Annotated in this window: 17 protein-coding genes, 1 rRNA gene and 1 pseudogene; 6 read left to right on the plus strand and 13 right to left on the minus strand. The window is 68.7% G+C overall.

Annotation, left to right across the window (positions count from 1 at the left end; translation table 11 throughout):
• The 4 genes from BLR41_RS18040 to BLR41_RS18055 form a co-directional block, all read right to left on the minus strand.
• Nucleotides 1-322: ribosomal RNA gene (locus BLR41_RS18040) — 16S ribosomal RNA — on the minus strand; the annotation flags it as partial.
• Between the two features lie 555 nt (nt 323-877).
• The gene (locus BLR41_RS18045) at nt 878-4,681 is read right to left on the minus strand and encodes a hypothetical protein (RefSeq protein ID WP_092630955.1); all 3,804 of its coding nucleotides are present in this window, start codon (nt 4,679-4,681) and stop codon (nt 878-880) included.
• A gap of 50 nt (nt 4,682-4,731) precedes the next feature.
• Nucleotides 4,732-6,075, minus strand: coding sequence for a glutamine synthetase family protein (locus BLR41_RS18050; protein ID WP_092630434.1), 1,344 nt, complete (start codon nt 6,073-6,075; stop codon nt 4,732-4,734).
• A gap of 175 nt (nt 6,076-6,250) precedes the next feature.
• Nucleotides 6,251-7,828 (minus strand): alpha/beta hydrolase, encoded by a 1,578-nt coding sequence (locus tag BLR41_RS18055; protein ID WP_092630436.1) that lies wholly within the window; start codon nt 7,826-7,828, stop codon nt 6,251-6,253.
• Nucleotides 7,829-7,914: 86 nt separating this feature from the next.
• Between BLR41_RS18055 and BLR41_RS18060 the strand changes: the two genes are divergently transcribed.
• The 5 genes and pseudogenes from BLR41_RS18060 to BLR41_RS18080 all read left to right on the plus strand — a co-directional run bounded on the left by BLR41_RS18060 (nt 7,915) and on the right by BLR41_RS18080 (nt 12,259).
• The gene (locus tag BLR41_RS18060) at nt 7,915-9,690 is read left to right on the plus strand and encodes an NAD+ synthase (protein ID WP_092630439.1); all 1,776 of its coding nucleotides are present in this window, start codon (nt 7,915-7,917) and stop codon (nt 9,688-9,690) included.
• A 262-nt stretch (nt 9,691-9,952) separates the two neighbouring features.
• On the plus strand, nt 9,953-10,642 hold the full coding sequence (locus BLR41_RS18065; RefSeq protein ID WP_092630441.1) for a DUF5753 domain-containing protein: 690 nt from the start codon (nt 9,953-9,955) through the stop codon (nt 10,640-10,642).
• On the plus strand, nt 10,632-10,820 hold the full coding sequence (locus BLR41_RS18070) for a DUF397 domain-containing protein (protein WP_092630444.1): 189 nt from the start codon (nt 10,632-10,634) through the stop codon (nt 10,818-10,820). Before BLR41_RS18065 ends, BLR41_RS18070 begins: the two co-directional genes overlap by 11 nt.
• Nucleotides 10,821-11,018: 198 nt before the next feature.
• A pseudogene (locus BLR41_RS18075) lies at nt 11,019-11,504 on the plus strand (N-acetyltransferase family protein); the annotation flags it as partial.
• Nucleotides 11,505-11,632: 128 nt separating this feature from the next.
• The gene (locus BLR41_RS18080) at nt 11,633-12,259 is read left to right on the plus strand and encodes a hypothetical protein (RefSeq protein WP_143013125.1); all 627 of its coding nucleotides are present in this window, start codon (nt 11,633-11,635) and stop codon (nt 12,257-12,259) included.
• Between the two features lie 93 nt (nt 12,260-12,352).
• Here the strand turns inward: BLR41_RS18080 and BLR41_RS18085 are convergent, their stop codons facing one another.
• The gene (locus BLR41_RS18085; RefSeq protein WP_092630958.1) at nt 12,353-13,186 is read right to left on the minus strand and encodes an arylamine N-acetyltransferase family protein; all 834 of its coding nucleotides are present in this window, start codon (nt 13,184-13,186) and stop codon (nt 12,353-12,355) included.
• A 205-nt stretch (nt 13,187-13,391) separates the two neighbouring features.
• On the opposite strand from BLR41_RS18085, the gene panB reads away from it, so the two are divergent.
• Nucleotides 13,392-14,285 (plus strand): 3-methyl-2-oxobutanoate hydroxymethyltransferase, encoded by an 894-nt coding sequence (gene panB / locus BLR41_RS18090; RefSeq protein ID WP_218120232.1) that lies wholly within the window; start codon nt 13,392-13,394, stop codon nt 14,283-14,285.
• Nucleotides 14,286-14,401: 116 nt separating this feature from the next.
• Here panB and BLR41_RS18095 read toward each other — a convergent pair whose 3' ends face one another.
• From BLR41_RS18095 to BLR41_RS18135, 8 genes are all read right to left on the minus strand, one after another.
• Nucleotides 14,402-15,382: a glutathione S-transferase family protein gene (locus BLR41_RS18095; protein WP_092630456.1), complete on the minus strand. Its 981-nt coding sequence runs from the start codon at nt 15,380-15,382 to the stop codon at nt 14,402-14,404.
• Nucleotides 15,383-15,589: 207 nt separating this feature from the next.
• Nucleotides 15,590-16,255 carry an NADPH-dependent F420 reductase gene (gene npdG, locus BLR41_RS18100; RefSeq protein ID WP_092630459.1) on the minus strand — a complete coding sequence of 222 codons (666 nt, stop codon included), beginning with the start codon at nt 16,253-16,255 and terminating at the stop codon, nt 15,590-15,592.
• A 318-nt stretch (nt 16,256-16,573) separates the two neighbouring features.
• The gene (locus BLR41_RS18110; protein ID WP_092630465.1) at nt 16,574-18,082 is read right to left on the minus strand and encodes an RNB domain-containing ribonuclease; all 1,509 of its coding nucleotides are present in this window, start codon (nt 18,080-18,082) and stop codon (nt 16,574-16,576) included.
• 6 nt (nt 18,083-18,088) lie between these two features.
• A complete protein-coding gene (locus BLR41_RS18115) occupies nt 18,089-18,292 on the minus strand; it encodes a hypothetical protein (RefSeq protein ID WP_176798048.1) in 204 nt (67 codons plus the stop codon).
• A 78-nt stretch (nt 18,293-18,370) separates the two neighbouring features.
• Nucleotides 18,371-18,802 carry a hypothetical protein gene (locus BLR41_RS18120; RefSeq protein ID WP_092630964.1) on the minus strand — a complete coding sequence of 144 codons (432 nt, stop codon included), beginning with the start codon at nt 18,800-18,802 and terminating at the stop codon, nt 18,371-18,373.
• 131 nt (nt 18,803-18,933) lie between these two features.
• Entirely contained in the window at nt 18,934-19,920 is a 987-nt protein-coding gene (locus tag BLR41_RS18125; protein WP_092630468.1) for a C40 family peptidase, read from the minus strand.
• 1 nt (nt 19,921) lies between these two features.
• Complete coding sequence (locus BLR41_RS18130; protein WP_092630471.1) at nt 19,922-20,548, minus strand: hypothetical protein; 627 nt, start codon at nt 20,546-20,548, stop codon at nt 19,922-19,924.
• A 27-nt stretch (nt 20,549-20,575) separates the two neighbouring features.
• The gene (locus BLR41_RS18135; RefSeq protein WP_218120234.1) at nt 20,576-22,573 is read right to left on the minus strand and encodes a hypothetical protein; all 1,998 of its coding nucleotides are present in this window, start codon (nt 22,571-22,573) and stop codon (nt 20,576-20,578) included.

Below are 22,573 nucleotides of genomic sequence, written 5' to 3' on the forward strand. Positions count from 1 at the left end.
CCCTCTCAGGCCGGCTACCCGTCATCGCCTTGGTACGCCACTACCGCACCAACAAGCTGATGGGCCGCGAGCCCCTCCCAAGCCGGAACACCCCCTCACGAAGGTGCACCTTTCCCCACCCATCCATGCGAATGAATGGGGCCATCCGGTATTAGCCCCGGTTTCCCAGGGTTATCCCCACGCCCAGGGCAGGTTACTCACGTGTTACTCACCCGTCCGCCGCTCTGCACACCCACCACAAAGGCCGGTGCCATCGCTCGACTTGCATGTGTGAAGCGCGCCGTCAGCGTTCGTCCTGAGCCAGGATCAAACTCTCCAACAATGTATGGAAAAAATCAAACCCCAGCACAACCCACACCACACCCGGCAACCACACCCGCGGCCACCCAACCGTGATGCGAGCTGATACTCAAAGCAAAAAAGACAAGAAACAAACACACACACGCGTGCACAAACACTGTTGAATTCTCAAAGAACACACCCACCACCCACGCGGCAGGCCCTGCGATCAAGGAAAACCGAGAGTTTTTCCGGCTGTTCCCGATCGCTTCTGTTTTCAACTCTACCACCCGACTGTTCACCCCGTGGATCGGGGGTCCGGATTCAACCAGAACCCGGATCAGTCAAGCGCTGGAGTCGCCCCCGACAGTTTCCCATCGGGAGCACCAAGTTACTTTACTCGGCCCGACCGGCGGTGTCAACCCGCCTGTTCCGGCCCGTTCGAAACCCTGCGGGCTCCTGTTCACTTGCTCGTATAGCTTAGCCCACCGCTACAGCTCACTCGAACGGGGGTGTCCCTGTAACGTGAACCGCCCCTCCCGAGGCGGCGTCACGCCCGTGAGCCGCGGAAACGGCCGCAACGTGCTTGCCCCGGCGCTCATTCGGCGTTCGGCTCGGGCCGCAGCCACAGCTTGACGGTACTCGTCTCCGAAGCACCGATCGCCCGCATCAACTGCTCCGGCGCGACCGGTTCACTCCTTCCCACCGGCACGATGTCGTAACCCCAGGACGTGAACTCGTGCAACACACCGCTCGGTTCGTCGCCCAGTGCGCGTATCCCCGAGGGCGTGAACGAGCACACCACGGAAGGACGGTGCTGCCGCAACAGCCCCTCCGCCCCGTGCAGAATCCGATGCACCCTGGATCCGACATCCACGTGCAACACGGAGAGGTTGCGCTCACCGATCCCGTGCTCGCTGTTGAGCTCACCATCCAACCGCACCCCCCGCAGTCGGACGACGGAGGAGCGCCCGTCCGGAACGGACTGCTGACCCGTTCCCTCCGGTGCCGTCACTTCCACCCCGCCGGTGCCTGCGGGCAGTCCAAGGAGTTCGAGGTCCTCGTTCCAGGCCGCGCAATCCAGCACGGTGAGCCGTTCCCGGAGCCGCTCGGCGACGTTGACCTCGGCGTTGTGCTCCAGCAGCTCACGGGCTCCCGCGTCCGGCTCCACCGCGACCACACGCCCGGTGTGATTGAGCCTGCCGAGCACGCGGACCGCCTGGTAACCGACGTAGGCCCCCACGTCGAGGAAAACCCCACCCGGTTCCAGCAGGGAATCGATCAGGGCGGAGACCTCGGCGTCCCAGCGGTGGTGCGAGGACAGCCACGGCAGCATCACGGTGTCATCGCCGGGCAGCCGCAGCAGTCCCGCCTCGCACACCACTGGAGTGCCGGGCAGATGTGCCGTGTCGCTGTTGCGTTCGTGCTCCCGCAGCACGATGCGACGCAACGCGTCGGTACCGCGCAACGCGTTGTCGATGTCCAGGGCGCTGCGGCGCAACCCGTTCTCCAGCTGTTCCTGCTGGCTCTTCTCCGACTCCTCGATCCGCTGCTCCAACCGGTCGACCCGGTCCAGCGTCCGCTCCACCGCCCCGGTGAGGCTGTCGATGCGCTCGGCGAGCTCGGAGAGCTGCCGCTGACCGAGCGAATCGCCGGTTTCCTCCAGCCCGCGCAGCCTGCGGTCGTGCTCGGCCAGTTCGGTACGGGCCTGCACCGTGCTGTCGTCGGCTCCCGCCACTCGGGAACCGAGCTGCTCCTGTCGCTGGGCGAGTTGCGTGAGCTCGGCGCGTACCGCGTTGATGTCGAGGTCGTCGGCGCGTTCCTGCTGCCTGCGAAGCAGCTCGGAGGAGGTTTTCTCCACCCCGTCGAGCAATGAGCGAATGATGTCGCGAATGTGCTCGTCGTAGTGGCCCAACGCCTTGAGCACGGCCTTGCGCAACGCGGGTGTGACGGCATTGCGCCCACCCATCCCCACTTCCGGTGGGCGGTGCAGCGCGTGACGGGCGATCAGCAGCGGACGCAACGGGTCCTCGTCAGGGGAGTGCTGGTCGCGTGCCCACTTCGCCCGCCAATTGCGGTAGGCCGCCTCCACGCGCTCTCGCAGCTGTTCGCCCGCCCTGCCCGGGGCGAGCTGTCGGGACAGCCGTTCCCTCGCGCCGACGGCGAACCGCTGAAGTTCACTGGGATCGTCGGCGGCCGAGGTCAGCGCGGCAGCGGCGGACTCCACGTCGGGTTCGCCACTGCCGTGACATCCCACCAGCACCGCGCCGGACGAGCCGAACAGCTCACCGACCGCCCCCTGCTCCACCGTGATCACCGGAATCCCGCACCCCGCGGCGTGCAGCATTCGCAGCGCGTAGCGGTCACCTCCCACACCGCCGTCCGCCCGGTGCAGGGAGACGGCGCAGTCGGCGACCGACAGGACCGTCTCCTCGGCGTCGTCCCGCTCCAACAGCAGGATCCGGTGGTCGGTGGTGGTGGCCAACCGCAGGCGTTCCGCCGCCTCGGGATGCTCCGCGGCACCGCTGACCGCCACGACCAGCCGCACGTCGGTGCGGCTGCCGAACGCGGCACCGAAAGCGGTCACCAGGCCGAGCACGTTCGCGCGGTGTTCCTCGGCGTGGTCGGCGAAGGCTGCGAAGACGAACTCCTCGTCGATCCCGATGCGTTCCCGGGCGGCCTGCCGGGTGGCGGGCTCCGGTGGCTCCTGCTCCGGGAACGGCAGCGCGAGTACGCGGGCCTGCACTCCCACGTGACGCGCCGCGTGCCTGCCCGCCTGCGAGAGCGCCCACAGTTCGGTGGGTTCACCGGAAGCGGGAGTGGTGTCCGCCGGATCCGCCCCAGCGTCCGGCCGAATGTCGATGAGGTGGTGCCCCGCGGGTACGGGCACCGAGGGATCGCAGCGCAGCACGACGGGATAGCGCGCGTCGTCCGAGTTCGGGATGCCGGAGGTGCGTACGGCGAGCCGGACCAGTTCGGCGAGCCGTCCGGTACCGACGACCGCCACCCCGAGTTGGTCGGTCATCTCGGAGTCGTCGGTTCCCCTGCTCCGGGCCAACCGCGCGGGCACGCGCCCACTGGCCACCCCGACGCCGGCACACCACTCGCGGAACGCGGCGGCGTCGTCGGTCAGCGGACTCGGATAGTCGCGCCGCAACACCTGATCGTCCTGCCACAGGGCGAAGTCCCATCGCGAGCACCCTGCGGCGCGCTGCTGCTCGTCGGCGGGACTGCCCGCCCACTCCAGGAATTCGGCGAACGGGTCACGTTCCGGTCCGGCCGGTTCGAAGGGACTGGGCACGACGGGATCGCCCGAGGACTCGGCGGACAACCACTGGCTCCGGTACGCGGCGCGCAGCGAGGTCGGCAGCACCGTACCGTCGGGCAGTTCGTCGAACGGCGAGGCTCGTTCGCTCGTCATCCCCCGCGAGACGAGCGCGTTGCGGTAACCGGCGCACAGCTGCGCCAGCGGCGGTGATTCGGAGAGCAGCACCCGGGGGCGGTCGGAGTACTCCGCGGAGAACAACCAGGGGCGCTGCGGTTCGAACCCCTCGAAATGGACGGTACGCAGCGGATGACCATCCACGGTGTACTCGCCGTCGGAGGTTTCGAGCTCACGCTGCCCGGCGTTGTACACCGACAGCCCCACGCCCGGGTCGCGCAGCACCCGGTGTTCGACCATGGCGGGCAGCCCCTCGAAGAACTCGCTCGCGGCGTCCGGTTCGGCACGCACCCGCTGGGCCCACTCGTCGAGTACCCGTTCCGCACCGCGGGCCACCGCGAGCAGGTTCGGGTCGAACGAGCCCGCCCGGGCCAGGTCCCTCGCTCCGGGGCGCAGCCCGTCGGAGGGCAGCGGGCGAATCACCCGGGGAGCGAGCCCCAACGGCGCTTCGCCGCTCAACGTGGCGAGCGGTTCCCCGAACGGGCCGAACACCCGGACCACCGGCGAGAGGTACAACACGAGTGGTTCGGAGCGCAGCAGGTGGGCGAGCAGTCCGGGAAGTACGACCGAGTTGAGCAGGTCGCCACCGCAGGCCGTGGCAAGCCGGGAGAGCTCGACCTCGTCGATACCGATGTCGGCGGGGGTGCTGACCTCTTCCCGCAGCTCGGCTTCGAGATCGGTGGCGAAGTCCAGCAGCAGGATCGTGAACCGCCCGCCGGGGTGGCACCGCAGGAACGAGTCACGCAGTACCCGCGCCCCGGCGAGCTGACCGTGCCGGGCGACCGTGCAACCGTGCGGGACGGGGAACTCGGCCCCGTCCCCGGCGGGCCGAGTTGATTCGTCCTCCGGCAGTTCGGCGGGCCAGGCAGGCTCGTCGGCGAACTCGTCCGCCGAACCGAGTCCTTCCGGCTCGGCGGACGGCCACTGGTTCGATTCGGAGTGGTCCAGGGGATCGTTCACGAGTCCTGAACCTACCGTCGAGGCTTCGAGGTCGGCACTCCCCGACCGGATCACAGCATGGGCATCAGGGTGCGCAGCTCGTAAGGCGTGACGTGACTGCGATAGGCGTTCCATTCGGCCCGCTTGTTGCGCAGGAAGAAGTCGAACACGTGCTCGCCGAGCGTCTCCGCCATGAGCTCCGAGTTCTCCATCTCGGAGAGCGCCTCGTTGAGGTTCTGCGGCAGGCTGGGGTACCCGGCGGCCTTGCGCTCGCTCTCGGTCAGTGACCAGACGTCGTCCTCGGCGGCCGGGGGAAGCTCGTAGCCCTGCTCCACGCCGCGCAGCCCCGCGGCGAGGATGGCGGCATAAGCCAGGTAGGGGTTGCAAGCGGAGTCGAGGTTGCGCATCTCCACGCGCCGGGAGGAGGACTTGCCCGGCGAGTACATCGGCACCCGCACCAGCGCGGAGCGGTTCGCGTGGCCCCAGCAGACCGCCGTGGGTGCCTCACCGCCGACCACGAGGCGTTTGTAGGAATTCACCCATTGATTGGTAACCGCGCTGATTTCCCTGGCGTGTCGCAGCAGCCCGGCCACGAAGGCCCGACCGGTGTCGGAGAGCTCGTAGGGGTTCTCCGGGTGGTAGAAGGCGTTCTGGTCACCCTCGAACAGACTGATGTGGGTGTGCATCCCCGAACCGGGTTGCTCGCTGAACGGTTTGGGCATGAACGAGGCCCGCACGTTCTGGGTGAGTGCGACCTCCTTGACCGTGTAACGGAAGGTCATCACGTTGTCGGCCATGGTCAGGGCGTCGGCGTAGCGCAGGTCGATCTCCTGCTGCCCTGGGGCTCCCTCGTGGTGGCTGAACTCGACGGAGATCCCCATCGCCTCCAGCGCCTCGATGGCGTTGCGCCGGAAGTGCGGGGCGGCGTCGTGGCTGGCCTGGTCGAAGTACCCGCCGGAATCGGCGGCCACGGGCTCGCTGCCGTCGACGGGCAGATTCTTGAGCAGGAAGAACTCGATCTCCGGGTGCACGTAGCAGGTGAACCCGGCCTCGGTCGCCTTCGAGAGGGTGCGCCGGAGTACGTGCCTGGGGTCGGCCCAGCAGGGCGAGCCGTCCGGCATCGTGATGTCGCAGTACATCCGTGCCGAGTAGTGTTCGCCGTCGGCGGTTTCCCAGGGCAGTACCTGGAAGGTCGCCGGATCGGGGTTGGCGACCATGTCCGACTCGTAGATTCGGGAGAATCCTTCGATGGCGGAGCCGTCGAAACCGATCCCCTCGGCGAAGGCCCCTTCGAGCTCGGCGGGCGAGATGGCCACCGATTTGAGAATGCCGAGAACGTCGGTGAACCACAGCCGCACGAAGCGGATGTCGCGTTCTTCCAGAGTGCGGAGCACGAACTCCTGCTGACGGTCCATGCCCGCACCCTAAGCGTCCGGGCGGGTTCGTGCCCCACCCGCTCGGTCACGAGCGGGTGGGGCACCTCCGCCGAAAAGTAGGCGAGACCCGTTCGGGCCGGAGTGCTCGGCCCGGGCCATCGGTGCGGGGCTCTCGGCTCGGGACGGGCGCACGGTCCCGACCGGAAGACCTCGGTCAGGCCGAGCAGCGCTTGCCCTGCTCGGGGGCCTGCAGCTCGACCAGGTAGCGCGTTCCGGCCTTGTTCACGCAGTCGTTGTCGCCGAGGAAGACCCCGTGCCCCTCACCCTCGTAGGTCAGCAGCCGCCCGCCGAGCGCCTCGGCGAGCTCGCGGCCGTTCTCGTAGGGCGTGGCCGGATCGCCGGTGGTCGAGATCACCACCGTGGCGGGCAGTTTCCCCGGGCGCGGTTCCGGTTTGTCCCCGGTCTCCGGGAGGGGCCAGAAGGCACAGCGGCCACGGGCGGAACTGATCGGATGACCGTCGTCGGTGAAGGGGGCGGCCTGGCGGTACTTCCGGTTGAGTTCGCGCTGTTGCTGCCTGCCGCCGATGCGGTTGGCGTCCACGCAGAGCACCGCCTGGTGCGCGGCCATCATGTTGGAGTAGGAGCCGTCCTCGGCCCTGCCGTGGTAGAGGTCGGCCAGTCGCAGCAGCGTCGATCCGTCGCCGTTGGCCAGTCGGGCCAACCCCGCGTTGAGCGGCTTCCAGTACTGCTTCGTGTACATCGCCTGTACGAGACCGGTCTGGGCATCCGCGTAGGACAGTTTCCTCCCGTCGTACACGGTGGAGGCAGGATTGCCGATCAACGGTCGGGTGATCTCGTGGAACCGCTGCACCGCGCGGTCCGGATCGCTGCCCAGTGCGCAGCGCTGCTGCCGGGCGCACCACTGTGCGAAGGAGTCGAAGGCCTGCTGGAAGCCGGCGGCCTGTTCCAGCTGCATCTCGGTCTGGTCCCACTCCCCCGGCGCCACGGCGCCGTCGAGCACCATGGCCCGGACGCGGTCCGGGAATCGGGAGGCGTACTCGTTGCCGAGCAACGTGCCGTAGGAGTAACCGAGATAGGTGAGTTTCTCGTCACCGAGCGCGGCCCGCAGCACGTCCATGTCCCTGGCGACGCTGGCGGTGCCCACGTTGGCCAGTAACTTTTCCCCGCTGCGTTCGGCGCACTTCTCGGCGTAGCGGCGGTTCTCCCGCTCGATCCGTTCGACGGCTCCGTCGGAGGTGATCACCTCGGAGTTCTGTCGAGCCGCGTCCTTCTCCGTGGGAGTTAGGCACTCGACGCGAGGGGTGCTGGCCCCGACGCCGCGCGGGTCGAAGCCGACCAGGTCGAACTTCCCGCCGAGCTCGGTGCTCTTCACGCCGGAGACCCGTGCGGCGGCGCTCTGCATGCCCGAACCACCGGGCCCGCCCGGGTTGAGCACCAGTGAGCCGATACGCGCCTGCTCGTCGGAGGCGGACCGGCGCAGCACTCCGATCTTCGCGGTCTCGCCCTCGGGCTCGTCGTAGTCCAGCGGCACGGTCAGCCGGGCGCATTCCAGACCCTCGGCACCGAAGAGTTCCTCGGAGCGGGGCGTGGTGGTGTAGGACTTGCAGTTCTCCCAGTCGAGTGACTGCTGGTAGTAGCGCTGCAGTTCGGCGGTGGAGCTCTGCGCATCGGATGGTTCGTTGTGCTGCTGTTGTGACTCCTGCGTGTTCGAGCACGCCGTCATAACCCCCAGAAGAGCGACAGCGGCGACCACGATTCGTGGGCGAGGCATGCGCGAGATCGTGACACGCGACACCAACACCGCACGATGGGTCGCCCCGGCGAACGTGCGCGTCGTCACTGAGCGAAGATGGGGGCATGCCGCAGTTGCGCGTAGCTCTGGCCCAGGTAAACCCCTGCGTGGGCGATATCGCGGGTAACAGTTCGCTGGTCCTGGAACGCAGCGAGGAAGCCGTGGCGCGCGGGGCGCACGTCGTGGCCTTCCCGGAGATGGTGCTGTCCGGCTACCCGGTGGAGGACCTGGCGCTGCGCAAGTCGTTCGCGGCGGCCAACCGCGCCGAGCTGGAGTCGCTGGCGGTGCGGCTCCGGGACGCGGGCTGCGGCGAGGCGCTGGTGATCGTGGGACATCTGGACCGCGACGACGAGGGGGTGCGCAACGCGGCTTCGCTGCTGCACGGCGGCGAGGTGGTCGACACCTACTTCAAGCACCACCTGCCGAACTACGGCGTCTTCGACGAGGCACGCTACTTCGCCCCCGGCTACGACCTGCCGATCGTGCGGTTCCACGGTCTCGATATCGGTGTGGTCATCTGCGAGGACATCTGGCAGAACGGCGGACCGATCGCGGCCCTCGGCAAGGTCGGGGTGGACGCGGTGGTCTGCGTCAACGGTTCGCCGTACCAGCGGGCCAAGGACCACGAGCGCACCCAGCTGGTGGTGCGCCGCGCCGCCGAGGCCGGGGCACCGATGGCCTACGTGAACATGGTCGGCGCGCAGGACGAGCTGGTCTTCGACGGCGACTCGATGATCGCCACGAACCACGGGGAACTGCTGAGTCGCGCCCCTCGGTTCACGGAGCACCTGCTGGTGCGCGACCTGGAGCTCACCGCGGGCGGGCACACCTCCACCGATGTCTCCCCCGAACCGGTCGACCAGGGCACACCGCTGCACTTCCGCCCGCGCGCGCTGCCCGCCTTCCACGTCGACCGGATCACGCTGCGCCCTGATCCGCTGCCCGCCTACGAGCCTTCCGAGAGCGAGGGCGTCGCAGAGCCACTGTCCGAGGAGGCCGAGGTGTGGTGGGCGCTGGTCACCGGGCTGCGGGACTACCTGCGCAAGAACGGCTTCAAGTCGGTGGCCTTCGGCTTCTCCGGTGGCATCGACTCGTCGGTGTGCGCGGCGCTCAGCGCGGACGCCATCGGCCCGGCTGGGCTGTACGGGGTGTCGCTGCCCTCGCACTACTCCTCGGAGCACTCCCGTTCCGACGCGGCCGAGCTGGCCGAGCGGATCGGCTGCCACTTCGAGGTGCACGCGATCGAGGACATGGTCCGGGTGTTCGTCGACCAGCTGGGACTGTCCGGACTGGCCGAGGAGAACGTGCAGGCGCGCTGCCGGGGCATCACGCTGATGGCGCTGTCCAATCAGCACGGACATCTGGTGCTGGCTCCGGGCAACAAGACCGAGCTGGCGGTGGGCTACTCCACGATCTACGGCGACGCGGTCGGCGGGTTCGCGCCGATCAAGGACGTACCCAAGACGCTGGTGTGGCGGCTGGCGCGCTGGCGCAACGCGGAGGCCGAGAAGCGCGGGGAGACCCCGCCGATCCCGGAGAGCTCGATCACCAAGGCACCTTCGGCCGAGCTGCGGCCGGGCCAGGTGGACACTGACTCGCTACCGCCGTACGAACTGCTCGACGAGGTACTGGACGGCTACGTCGAGGGCGACAAGGGCTACGAGGACCTGATCGGTGAGGGATTCGACGCGGAGCTGGTGGAACGGGTGCTGCGGATGGTCGACCGGGCGGAGTACAAGCGCAGGCAGTACCCACCGGGCACCAAGATCACGCTGAAGGCGTTCGGCCGGGACCGCAGGTTGCCCGTGACGAACCGGTGGCGCGAGGCGCGGCCCGCATAACTCCGAGCCGTTCCGGTTGACGGCCCCCACCCGTGGCGGAACCTCTCGCACGCCTCTCGCTGCGGCGAGGCCTGACATCGGGTAGCGACCTACCCAACGTCGGGGCCGTCCTCGCGAGAGCCGCACGGGAGAACCCGCGACGGTGCCGATGGCGAGGGTGGTCGGAGTCCGGCTTGCGTAGATGGAGCGGCGATTTCGTGGGAAATTGACACAGCCGGAGCCACACCGTCGTGCTGGGCATCGATTTCGCGGTTGGCTTCAGGTGGTGGGTGCACCGGAGGAGTCACGAACGCAGATCGGCAAACTGACGCAGCTCGCGCGCCAGCGTCAGCCGCGCAGGATGTACTCCGACACGCTTCCCGGTGCGTTTCGCAGGCTGAGCGATCACGAACAGGACGCCACCGAGCTCTACTATTCGGACAGCGAGCTGATCCCCGGCCTGCTGCAGACCGAGAGCTACGCCCGCGCCCTGATCCGGACGGCACGAGCTGCGAGTGCCGGTGGTGAGCCCGGGGACGTGGAGGCGCGAGTCCAGTTCAGGCTGGACCGCCAGGAACTTCTCAGGCGGCCCGACGCACCCTATATGTGGTTCGTGATCGGCGAGGCCGCTCTACGGCGGCCCATCGGCCACAACGAGGTACTCCGTGAGCAACTCGGTCACCTGCTCGACCTGATCGAGCGACACGAACAACTCGTGATTCAGGTAGCACCGTTGGACATCGTGGATCACCCGCTCCTCGGTTGCCCCATCCAGATATTGCGTTTCGGCGGAATCGCACCGGACATAGTCCACCAGCCGACCTTCATAGGTGCCGGGGTGTATCTCGTGGACGAAGAGGACATCGCTGAGTGCTCACGGGCATTCGACCGCCTCAAAGCGGTATCGCTAGGGCCCGAAGAGTCACGAGTGTACATCGTTAAACGGCTTGAGGGGCTGGAAAATGAGCGCTGAGCAGCACGATTCCGACTGGTTCGTCAGCAGCTACAGCGGTGGCAACAACAACAGCTGCGTCGAAGTCCGTTTCACCGGCCACGGCACCGAGGTGCGCGACACCAAGAACCGCGCGGCGGCAACACTCACCTTCGGAGCGCACCGGTGGAACGCCTTTCTGCGGGCGCTGCGCGGCTGAGCCCGGGTGAGGGCGCTCCGGCCGTGTCCGGGTCAGCCGGAGCGCTGACAGCAGCTCCTCGCGAACCGGACACGGTTCCGGGCGCCGTGTCCGGGCTCGGTGTTCTGGCGAAACACGGTGGACACGTCGCGGAAACCCGTCACCGGTAGGCATCACGGCATGGCGACAGCTCCCCGCCGAGAAAGCCCCGGTTCCTTCGACGTCACCGTCCGCGCCATGTCGCCCTCGGACTGGCCCGCCGTACGGCGCGTCTACGCCGAGGGCATCGAAACCGGCATCGCGACCTTCGAGACCGAGGTGCCAGACGAAGCCGCCCTGGACGCGAAATGGCTGCCCGGTCATCGCTGGGTAGCCACCATCGGCGACACCGTCGTCGGCTGGGCCACCGCGAGCCCGACCTCCTCCCGCGAGTGCTACGCCGGGGTCGCCGAAACCACGGTTTACATCGCCGAGGGCTACCACGGTCGGGGAATCGGAAAATCCCTGTTGCACAAGCAAACCACAGCGGCGGACGAAGCCGGGCTCTGGACGCTGCAGGCCACGATCTTCACCACCAACCACGCCAGCATCGCCCTGCACCACTCGGCCGGTTATCGCACCGTGGGAGTTCGCGAACGGATAGCCCGCCGTGACGGCGTCTGGCACGACACCGTCCTGCTGGAACGCCGCTCCCCCGTCAACTGACGACCCGTGCCCGCGTCCCGCTCGTGCGGCCGAAACCGCGGGAAAGTGGCGCCTCCCGGGAGTCGGAAACCGTCGAGTGGACGAAAACGCCTGCTCGAACGTTCTTCGGTGCGCTACGGTGCCGAACCGTGGTATCCCAGCGACAACAACCGGACGGTCCGAATCCACCAGCTCCGGGGATCACTCCCGCAGTGTTCGACCTCGGCAAGCGGCTGCGCAGGAACGCGCTGATAGGCGCGCTGGTTCTGGGACCGTTCGGGCTTCTCGTGCTGTTCGGGAGCATCACGAACAACGTGGACGGTCCAGCGGCGGCGCGCGTGTTCTCCGGGATCTTCGGCGCCGCGCTGCTCGGTGTGGCCGTGCTGATAGCTCTGCTGTGGCCCGTGATCTCCCGGACGCAGCAACTGGTGCTCGAACACACCGGCATCCGCTGGCACGATCCGCGCGGCCGACCGTTCACCATCCGCTGGCAGGAACTGGCCGAAATCGTGGTGCACCGGAAATGGACACCCTCGAGGTTCGGGCGCTCCTCGGCACAGGTGCGGGTGGAGCTCTACCCCGCCGGGCACGACTTCCGGAAACGCCACCCTGACCTGGAACACCTCCTTCGGGAGGGGGAGGGCCGACCGCACTACCGCCTCACGCTCGGACCGAACAAGACGGCCGCCACGATCGTCGACGAGGGGCTGCAGCGCTTCCAGCCACGGTTGCGGCAGGGGATCCGGGAGGAGAACCAGCCCCCCTCAGCCAGGTGACTTCGGAGTTGAGTCCCGTTTCCCTTCGGCCCGCGTCGATTTCTCGCGAAATCGCCGCGCCCTCGGGACTACTACGAATCGGTCGAACTCGGCTCACACCCCCAGCTTGCCCCGCAGGACGGACAGCTCCTGCTCGGTGAGCTCGACGTCGAGCTCCCGCAGGCGCCGTCCCAGCTCGTCGCCGGGCACGGGAGTGCGCTCGACCTCCCCCGATGCGTGCTCCACCACCAGCTCGTCGCCCAGCAGCTTGCGCGTCGCCACGCGCTCCGGCCGCATCACCACGGGCTTGCCGACGAACGGCGAGTTCGGGTGGGTCGCCGTGTAGTGATGGGCCACCTCGTAGTCCACGGCCCGGCTCGGCGTCGTGTCGAAGGCGTGCAGCGACTCCCATCCCTCGGACGTCCACTTCTGCAGGTACCAGAACGCACCGTCGCGGCTCAGCCGGTGCCGGATGCCGTACTGGTCGACCTCGGCACCGTCGCGCAGCGGCATGGGGTGCGGAACTCCGGCGCCGAAACCGACATCGGCCAGGTAGTCGCCCTCCGCGAACGAGACGAGCAGCATCATGTGGCTGTAGGGGCCGGGACGCAGCGGCTGCACCCGGGCCATGTGCCGGGAGACAGTGAATCCCAGGCGTTGCAGCACGGCGGCGAACAGCAGGGCGTGCTCGTAGCAGTAACCGCCACGGGCGCGGCCCAGCAGCTTGGGCTGGATCGCCTCCAGTCCGAGCCCGGGGTGCTGCCCGAGCACCACGTCGATGTTCTCGAACGGGATCGCGCGCACGTGGGCCTCGTGCAGGGCGTGCAACGCCGCCACCGAGGGGGCAGCGGGCTCGGACTGTCCGACCCTGGCCAGGTAGTCGTCCACCGACACGGTGGCGACGTCCCACTCGTCGATATCGAGATGTCGCGATTCGATCGTCGTCATGTCACCGAAAGTCACACTTCGAGCGTGCTGGAAGTCAACGAGTTTCGCCGCCCGGGAAAACCGCTCCGCACCGGAATAACGAAGGCACGATGTGACGTGCGCCAGAAGTTGTCGAACCGGAGCCGCAACCGTGCCACTGTTGGGGGACAAACATCCGTTACGAGCCCGTGGACCCGCAGTGCGGGCCGCGAGGAAGAGGATGAACATGTCCGAACAGAACACCCCGAGCGCAGCCGGGGCGCACACCACCAACAACGGTGCAGCCGGCACCGAGACCTCGGCGCCCTACGGGAGCACCGCGCCGCGCCGCAGGACCCGCATCCACCACCTGCGCGAGTACAAACGTCGTGGCGAGGCCTGGGCGATGCTGACCTCCTACGACACCTACACCGCGCGGATCTTCGACCAGGCCGGTATCCCGGTGCTGCTGGTGGGTGACTCGGCGGCCAACAACGTGTACGGCTACGAGTCCTCGCTGCCCATCACGGTCGACGAGCTGCTGCCGTTGGTTCGGGCCGTTGCCGGGGCAGCCGAGCACTCGCTGGTGGTGGCCGACCTGCCGTTCGGTTCCTACCAGGCCTCGCCGGAGCAGGCGCTGCACACCGCCGTGAGGTTCATGAAGGCCGGGGCGCACGCGGTCAAGCTGGAAGGCGGGCGCCGCTACGCGGACCACGTGGAAGCCCTGGTGGCCGCGGGGATCCCGGTGATGGGCCACCTCGGGTTCACCCCGCAGAGCGAGCACGGTCTCGGCGGTTACCGCGTGCAGGGACGCGGCGACCAGGCCGAGAACCTGCTCGCCGACGCACGGACGTTGCAGGAAGTCGGAGCGTTCGCGGTGGTGCTGGAAATGGTCTCCTCGGACGCCGCGAAGCGGGTCACCGGCGAGCTGGAGATTCCCACGGTGGGGATCGGTGCCGGTCCCGAATGCGACGCCCAGGTGCTGGTGTGGACCGACATGGCCGGGCTCAACACCGGGCAGACCCCGCGCTTCGTCAAGCGCTACGCCGAGGTCGGGAACGAGCTGGCGCGGGCCGCGAGCGAGTTCGCCTCCGAAGTTCGCGACGGGCAGTTCCCCACCTCGGAACACGGCTTCGACTGATTCGAGAACCGCTCTCCCGGACGAGAGGTGGTTGACCAGCCGGGATGCGAGCCGGTGCACTGCCGCACGGGGCCGACTCCCCCGGCGGCGACCATCGGGTAGTCCCGGAGGCCGGTTCAGTCGACGGGCGGGGTGCCCGTGCCGAACGGGCTCCCGCCCAACGTTTCCCTGCCGTGCGGGGTGTGCCACTCGTCCGAAACGGGCCCGGCCGGCACGATCCCGCTGGGATTGATTGCCGGGTGGGTGCGGTAGTAGTGGTTCTTGATGTGCTCGAAGTTCACCGTCTCGCCGAAACCGGGCGTCTGGAACAGGTCGCGTGCGTAGGCCCACAGCACCGGCAGCTCGGTGAGCTTGTGCCGATTGCACTTGAAGTGGCCGTGGTAGACGGCGTCGAACCGCACCAGTGTCGTGAACAGCCTGATGTCGGCCTCGGTGATCGTCCCGCCGACGAGGTAGCGCTGCCGTTCGAGCCGTTCGGAGAGCAGGTCGAGTCGCCGGAACAGCGCGTCGAACGCCCGCTCGTAGGCACGCTGTGACGCGGCGAAACCGCAGCGGTAGACACCGTTGTTGACGTCGCGGTAGACCAACTCGTCGATCTCGTCGATCTCCGCGCGCAGCTGCACCGGATAGAGATCCGGCGCTCCGGGGCGGTGCAGCGCGTGCCACTCGGTCTCGAGGTCGAGGGTGAGCCGGTGGTAGTCGTTGCTGACGATCGTGCCGGACTCGACGTCGATCAGGGCGGGAACCGTGTAGCGACCGCTGAACTCCGGGTCGCTCGCCAGGTACGCCTCGGAGAGCAACCGGATCCCGGTGACCGGATCACGCCCCTCGGGGTCGAGTGTGAATCGCCAGCCACGCTCGTCCCGGAGCGGATCGACGATGCCGAGGGTGATCGCGTGCTCCAGCCCCAGCAGCCGCCGCACGATCAGCGAGCGGTGCGCCCAGGGACAGGCCAGACTCACCACCAGGTGGTATCGCCCCGGCAGGGCGGCCCACCCCGACGAGCCGTCGGCAGTCACCCGTTCGGTGAACCGGTTGCGCTGCCGCACCCACTCGCCGGTGGTGGCGGTTTCGGCCGGGAATTCGGCGGCGCTCATGCTTTCTCCCGCTCTCGGCCCCTCGTTCTCGGGCGCTCTACCCGAGCACACCGCCCGAGGCCTGGTCACGGCTCCGGCCGTGCGTGCCGGGCCGGAGCCGAACGCGGGCCGCCGGACGCGCCCTCGCACGAGGTATTGTCGACCGGGACCGCGGGCGGCGCCAGCCGGACGGGGTGCGGCGCTGCGGAGCGGACGCGGCGGGCGGGATCACACGTGGGTGATGCGCAGTCCCGCGTGTGCCTTGTAACGCCGATTGATCGCGATGACGTTGGCGGTCAACGCCTCCACCTGGTGCGCGTTGCGCAGCCTGCCGCCGTAGATGCCACGCACGCCGGGAATGACTTCGGCCAGCGACCTGACGAGATCGGTGGCTTCCCGGTCGTCCCCGAGGACCAGCACGTCCAGATCCACGTGCGAGACGTCGGTGTCGGCCAGCGTCACGGCCGAGACGTGGTGGAACGCGGCGGTGACCCTGGAGTCCGGCAGCAGCGCCTCCGCCTGCTGTGCCGCGCTGCCCTCCTCGACCGGGAGCGCGTACGGCCCCTTCTTGTCGAAACCGAGGGGGTTGACGCAGTCGATCACGATCTTGTCGGCCAGTTCCGAACGCAGCTCGCGCAGCGTGTCGGCGTGCGCCTCCCACGGCAGCGCCGCCAGCACCACGTCGGCCTCGGCGGCGCAGTCGGCGTTGCTCCGTCCCAGCGCCGAACCGCCACTGGTGGCGGCGATCTCCTCGGCCGCCTCGCCGGCCCGATCGGCCGACCTGGAACCGATCAACACCTTCAATCCCGCCTGGGCCCACCGGATGGCCAGCCCCTTGCCCTGCGCACCAGTACCGCCCAGCACTCCGACGGTCAGTTCCCGAACGTCAACCACCGTGACTCCTATCGACTCAGATCACGTACCCGCACACTTTATTACCCGACGGTAACCAGACGCGTGGCACCGGCCCGGCGTGTTCGCGACCACGGCTGGAAGTTCCCTCGGCGACGAGCGGAACGAATCGGCTCGCGGCTCGTTGAGCCGGATACCGCCCGATCGGACCGCACTCCGTTCCGGTGCCACTCGGTTCGGGGCCACTCGGTTCGGGGCCACTCGGTTCGGGGCCACTCGGTTCGGGGCGGCTCGGTTCGGGGCGGCTCGGTCCATGACGGGGCTGTGTCCATGACGAGGCCGTGCCACGATGCTCCGAGTTCAGTCGGAGGGCCCGTCGGCGAGTTCGAAAAGGACCTCGCGCCGAGCCGAGTCGACGTCGACGAGCCGTACGGAGACCCGCCGACCGCGAACCAGCTCGGCACCGTGGCAACGCGCTATCACCGGCGGCTCGGGCACGAACACCTCACCCGTGCCCGCCTCCTCGTCGGTGCGCAGCACGGTCGCCGTGAAGACCTCACCGAGCCGATCCGCGAGTTCCCAGGCCTGCACCTGCGCGATGCACGCCCGTTCCACACGCGAGGCCAGCCGGTCGGAATTGCCCATCGCCGAGGGCAGCTCCATGATGCCCTCCCGAACCCATTCCGGAACGGGCCGCCCAGCGACCACGGCGAGGCAGATCTCGGTGCACAACCTGTCCACCAGCCGCCGCAGCGGAGCCGTGACATGCGCGTAGGCGGCACCGATCCCCGCGTGACCGACCACGGCGGGTTTGCCCTCCCGAAAGGCGGTGTATCCCGCACCGCGCAGCAACCGGGTTCCCGCCACGTGCAGGGCCAACGACTCCGGACGCGACGGTTCCAGACCGGCCAGGAACTCCGCGGCCGACCGATCCGGGGGCCAGTACACCCCGAGCCGTTCCGCGGCACGACGCAGTCCCGACACGGCCTCCTCGTCGGGGTCGGGCACCGTGCGCAGCACCCCCACTCCGGCCGCGAGCATGATCTCGGCGGCGCACATGCCGGTGAGCAGGGAAATCTCGGCGTTGAACGCCTCGAGCCACATCCGGGGGCGCAGGCCCAGCCGCCAGCCGGAGCTGTCCGAGAATTCCACCCGTTGTTCCGGGAGTCCGAGCTCGATCGCCCCCCGGTGCGTCGTCTGCTCCCTGCGCAGCAGGCCGACCTCCGGCAACAGCTCCACGGCCGGGTGCGGGGCGCCCGCTTCGAAGGAGCGCAGCAGCCCCCGGTAGTCCAGTGCCGCCACGGAGCGGACCACGGCGCGGCGAACGTCGACTCTTACCGGGACACCGTGGCTGTCGAGGTCGACGGTCCAGAGCACTGCCGGTCTGACCTGCTCGGGCAGCAGGCTGGCCGCCCCCTCGGAAAGCAGCGGCGGGTGCAGCGGGATGTTGCCGTCCGGCAGGTAGAGGGTCTGACCGCGGCGAAAGGTCTCCCGGTCCAACGCACCGCCGGGTGCCACGAAGGTGGCCGTGTCGGCGATCGCGTAGTGCACCCGGAAACCGTGGCGCCGTCGCCGCAGCAGCACCGCCTGGTCGAGATCCTTGGAGCCCTCGGGATCAACGGTCACCAGTGGCAGACCGGTCGCGTCGGTGCGTTCGGCCGCGGAGAGCGGCTCGGCCACGGCCTGCTCCGCCTCCATCAGGGCGGCGGTGGGGAACTCCCCGGGCAGACCGAACTCGCGGCGGATACCGACGAAAGCCGTACCGGGACCGGCAGCGGCTCCCTCGGGAGCCGCTTCCCCTGCGTCCGGGTGCTCCGATTCGGCAGCAGCGACGGAATCGTTCCGCCGAGAGGTCCGCGCCGCTGCCATCGGTACTCAGCTCCCCTCGGCCCCCGGCTGCCGCTCCCAACGCAGATCGGCCTCGTCGGCTGCTTCGGTACGCTGCCTGGCCAGTTCCAGCGCGTGTTCGGCCGAAGCACGATCAGGGTATGGACCGAGACGGTTGAGCGAACGGCACACTTCACCGGGCGCTTCGACTCGTCGGTGCTTCAAGCAGAAGTACCAGCTGTTCGGGTCCATGCCACGAGCCTGGCACGCCGGAACAGGAATGTCACGTTCACGCCGCCGAGTGCGACCGGAGGACACCCGCCCGACGGCTCAGGAAGCTCCCCGGGAACCACCGTGTCGGCGCGGTATGGGATCCAGGCAGGGCACGAGGACGCGCTGCTGTTCCGGATCCTCGACCGGCATGCCGTCCCGGGAGCGGTACTCCAGTTCGCCGGTGTCGTCGACCTCCATGGTGTATCCGATCTCGGTCAGTTGATCCTCGTCCAGGTCGACCAGTCGCTCGTACCGGGTGGGCACGACGCGGTAGACCGGCCATTTCAGATGTCCGAACGCCTGGTGGAACTCGGCCAGCAAATCCCGCATGTGCCGCTGCCAGGGCAGCGGCATGGACTCGGCAAGCGAACGCGGCAGCACGGCATAGGCCTGATCGACACCGTGGTGCTGCTCGGAGAGGTAGTCCCCGAGGGGAGTGCTGGAAGCGGGCGGACCGTTGGGGCGTGGAATCGGGTCGGGGGTGAACATGCTGTTCCTCCTGGAGCGTGCGGCGAACCGTTCGGGGCGCCGTTCGACCGACCTGGACATTCTCGGCGCGATCGCGCCCGAATGCCCGTCTCGCCTGCCGGTGCTGTCGTTCGGGGCTCACGCACGACAGGTCACCGCGACCGGGAAAGCGTGGGGCGCACGGCCGTCGGCAACAGCTCGCCGCCGTCCCAGAGCTTGGCGATCTGGACCTTCTCGCCGGGCTGCGGGGCGTGCAGCACCTTGCTGTCGCCGAGGTAGAGCGCCACGTGGTGCACCTCGGTCGCCAACCGACCGGTTCCCCAGAACACCAGGTCCCCGGCCCGGGCCCGGGACAGCTCCACCTTGGCTCCGCCGCTGTCGTACTGGTCCTGCGAGACCCGTGGGATCTGCACCCCGGCGGCGGCATACGCCTGCTGCATCAGACCGGAGCAGTCGAACTCGTGCGGCCCCTCGGCCGCCCACTTGTAGGGGTCGCCGATCTGCTGCTTGGCGTAGTCGATCGCCTCGCTGACCAGGGAACCGGTGTTGGGCATCTCGTCGCAGCCGCTCAGCGCGGCGACGTCGCCCTGGTTGCTGACCAGGTGTGCCGCCATGGCCTCGGCCTCGTGGTAGCGGTCCGGAAACGCCGAACGTTCCACCGCCTGTGCCGCGGCACCGGGCCGCATCCGCTTCCAGCCCTCGACGTCGAGCAGTACGTCGTAGAACTTGTTGATCGCGTAGCCGAGGTCGGTCACCTGCCGCGGGGTCCCCCAGTTCATCGAGGGCCGCATCTGGAACACGCCCAACGAGTCGGCGTGCCCGTAGTCGAGATTGCGCAGGTTCGACTCCGTCTTGCCCGCCTGGATCGCGATCTGCCAGGCGCGCGGCGGCAGCTCGCGTTGCTTGCCGATCTGGATGATGCGAGCGGCTATCCTGCGCTGTTCGCGTTCGAGCTGGGCGGCCATGCGCTGCCCGCGTTGGCCGGAGTTACCCGAGGTCGCCAACGCGGTACTGCAACCAGCCCAGGTGGAGTTGCCGCTGCCTCCTCCCATACCGGCCAGCAGGCCGGTTACAGCACCGACACCGATCAGCCCACCGAAACCGGTGAGCAGCACCAGGACAACAGCGATCTTGCGCATATCAGTCCACCCTGTCGTAACCGGCAACACGCCAGCCCTGCTCCGCGCGGACCACGTGCAACCGCAACGTGGGTCCGTCGGTGGGCGCCAGTACCCGCATTGAGTTCTTCGTCGACTGCTGGGTTCGTAATTCGCCCGTTAGTTCGGTGGCCGGCACGTTGGCGGGTTCGACGGTCTCCAGCACACCGATGAACTCGGGGGTGGTGTGGGGCCGCAACCGGTCGAGCCACTGCTGCCGCTCCTGGCCGGTGGAGTGGCGTACCCAGTTCGTCACCCAGGAACGCGCCACATCGATTCCCGCCGGATCGGGGGCGGTGGACTTCGCCGTGACGGTGGGAACGGAGATCGTCGGCGGAGCTCCACCGAGCTCGTCCCGGCCGGTGCTCTCGCCGGAGCCCTCGGAGCCGCTCCCCTCCGAACCGGTCTCGACGGTGTAGTCGACGGAGTCGCGGTCGGTGCGGGGCGCGGCGCCGCCCCGCGAGGAGATCTCGGGGAGCAGCGTTCCGATGGCGCTGACCAGCGCCACCACCAGCACCAACGCCATGATCAGGTGTTTGGGGGAACGTAGCGGCCAGCCCCATAACCTGCGGTAGACGGCCGCACGGCCGCGGTGTGTTCTGATCGGCATCAGGATCGACCCTCTCGAAGCGACGCGTCACTCATCGGAGACCTCCAACCCACGCGAGGGGCGATAGACCACATTGACCGGTCGCCCCCGGACGAACTCGTTGTCGGGCCGCCGATCCGCGTCCGGGGACGTCCTCCGCACCGCACCGTTGCCACCGACCCGGGAGGGAACCACCACCGGATCCTGATCGCGTTCGTTCCACGAGCCGTCGCTGATCGGAGAGGTGTCCACCACACGGCTGCTCTCGCCGCCGGCCCCGGCAGCGGGCAGTGCTCCCGTGGCCCGTTGCGTCGCACCCGGGCGCTGCTGTCCGCCACCGGAGTGGTCCTCGGTGGCGGTGCCACCCGTGCGTGCGGCGGGGATCGCCGCCCCGGGCACACCCCCTTCACGACCGCCGTCGTGCCGTGCCGCGGGCCGATCCATGCGTTCGGAGGTCGCCGCCACCGGAGGCTCCACGGACTCGGGGCGGCCGCGCCCGGAACGGCTGCCGTTCGAGGACGAGGAGTCCTCCCCGTCCTCGGAGGCACGCACCCGGTCCCAGAAGTCGTCCTGGGCACCACTCTGCTGCCCGTCCGAGCGACTCCCGCGCGACCGGGAGAACAACGAAGGGGGACTGGGCAGCGCCCCGCCCGCGACGCCTGCCGAGAGCTGGACCATCTGCCCCATCCGACGGATCGGTCTACCGATCATCAGGAAGATGACGGTCAGCAGTCCGGCCAGCGCTATCTGGGGCAGCAGGGCGAACCCGCTCCGCGGAGCGAAGATCAGGTTCAGCACCACCGTGTGCACACCCGCCATCGCCGAGATGACCACCACGTTGAGCAGCGCGGACCCCGCGATACGGCCGACACCGCGCAACACGTCGTGGTGCAGTATCGCGATGAGACCGATGAGCGGCCCCGTCAGGATCAGCACGCGCAGCAGCAACTGGGCCAGCAGGATGGCGGCCTTGGCCAGTAGTTGGAACGTGGTGTAGGCGAGTGCCTGGAGCATGCTCAGCATGCCCGCACCGATCCTGCTGCCGTCCACGCCCTGGAGGTAGCCGTATGCCCCACCCATCCGGGAGGCGACGTCCTCGAACTGCTGCTGCTTCTCCTGCGCGGAACCGTCGGCGGCGCCGGACAGCACCTCCCGTTTGGTCCAGGCCTGCGCGTCGAGCAGCTCCATGCCCAGTTCCTCGGCCTTGGCCGAGTCGGGGTCACCGAACTCGCCGCGTAACCACCCCCGGTAGACCACCTGGTCGTGCAGCATGGTGGGCAGCCCGTCCCGCTCGTCGACACCGACCTCGCGCAGGAAGCCGCCCTGCACCGCGGAGGTACCGGTGATCACGACGTCGTCCAGGGCCTGGGTGTAGACCAGCGGGGTCAGATAGGTGGCGCTGGCGAGCCAGAGGCCCGCGAGTGCCCAGGTCGTCCGCTTTCCGATACTGGCGAGATCACCCCGCCAGATGTAGCGGAACAGCAGCACGGCGAGTATCACCGCGACCACCCCGAACCAGGGGGTGAACACGCTGTCGTACAGCGCCACGGTGGCCTCGGCGATCATGTCGTCCAGCGGTTCCATGAGATCGCCGGACAGCAACGAGTAGTGCAGCGAGTTGGTCACGCCCACCAGGTTCTTGGCGACGTTGAACAGCTGGTTGCCGATCCAGGTGTCGACCATCGCGTTGGGGTTGCTGACCCCCTGCGGCCCGCAGCCGAGATCGTAGGTGTGCCAGACCTGCCCGGCGTAGCCGTACTTGTCGTAGGCGCTGCCGCTCTGTCCCACCCCGATCGGCGCCGGATCCAGCGCGCCGACCATGCCGGTGCCGGGACGTCCCGGCGTCGGGGGTTCGGTGCAGTCCAACGGCTGCGCGTAGGCGGGAGCACCGGCCAGCGCCTGCAGCCCCAGGAGCGCGATCACGATGGTCAACGCGCCGCGACGCCCCCCGCGGGGCACCGGCGAACGAGCGGAACCGCGTCCCGCACGTCGGAGTCCGGCGACCACCGCCGTGGTCGCCGCGGCCAGGATCAACAGCAACCACAC

The organism is Actinopolyspora mzabensis, assembly GCF_900101095.1.
In the GTDB taxonomy this organism is placed as follows: domain Bacteria; phylum Actinomycetota; class Actinomycetes; order Mycobacteriales; family Pseudonocardiaceae; genus Actinopolyspora; species Actinopolyspora mzabensis.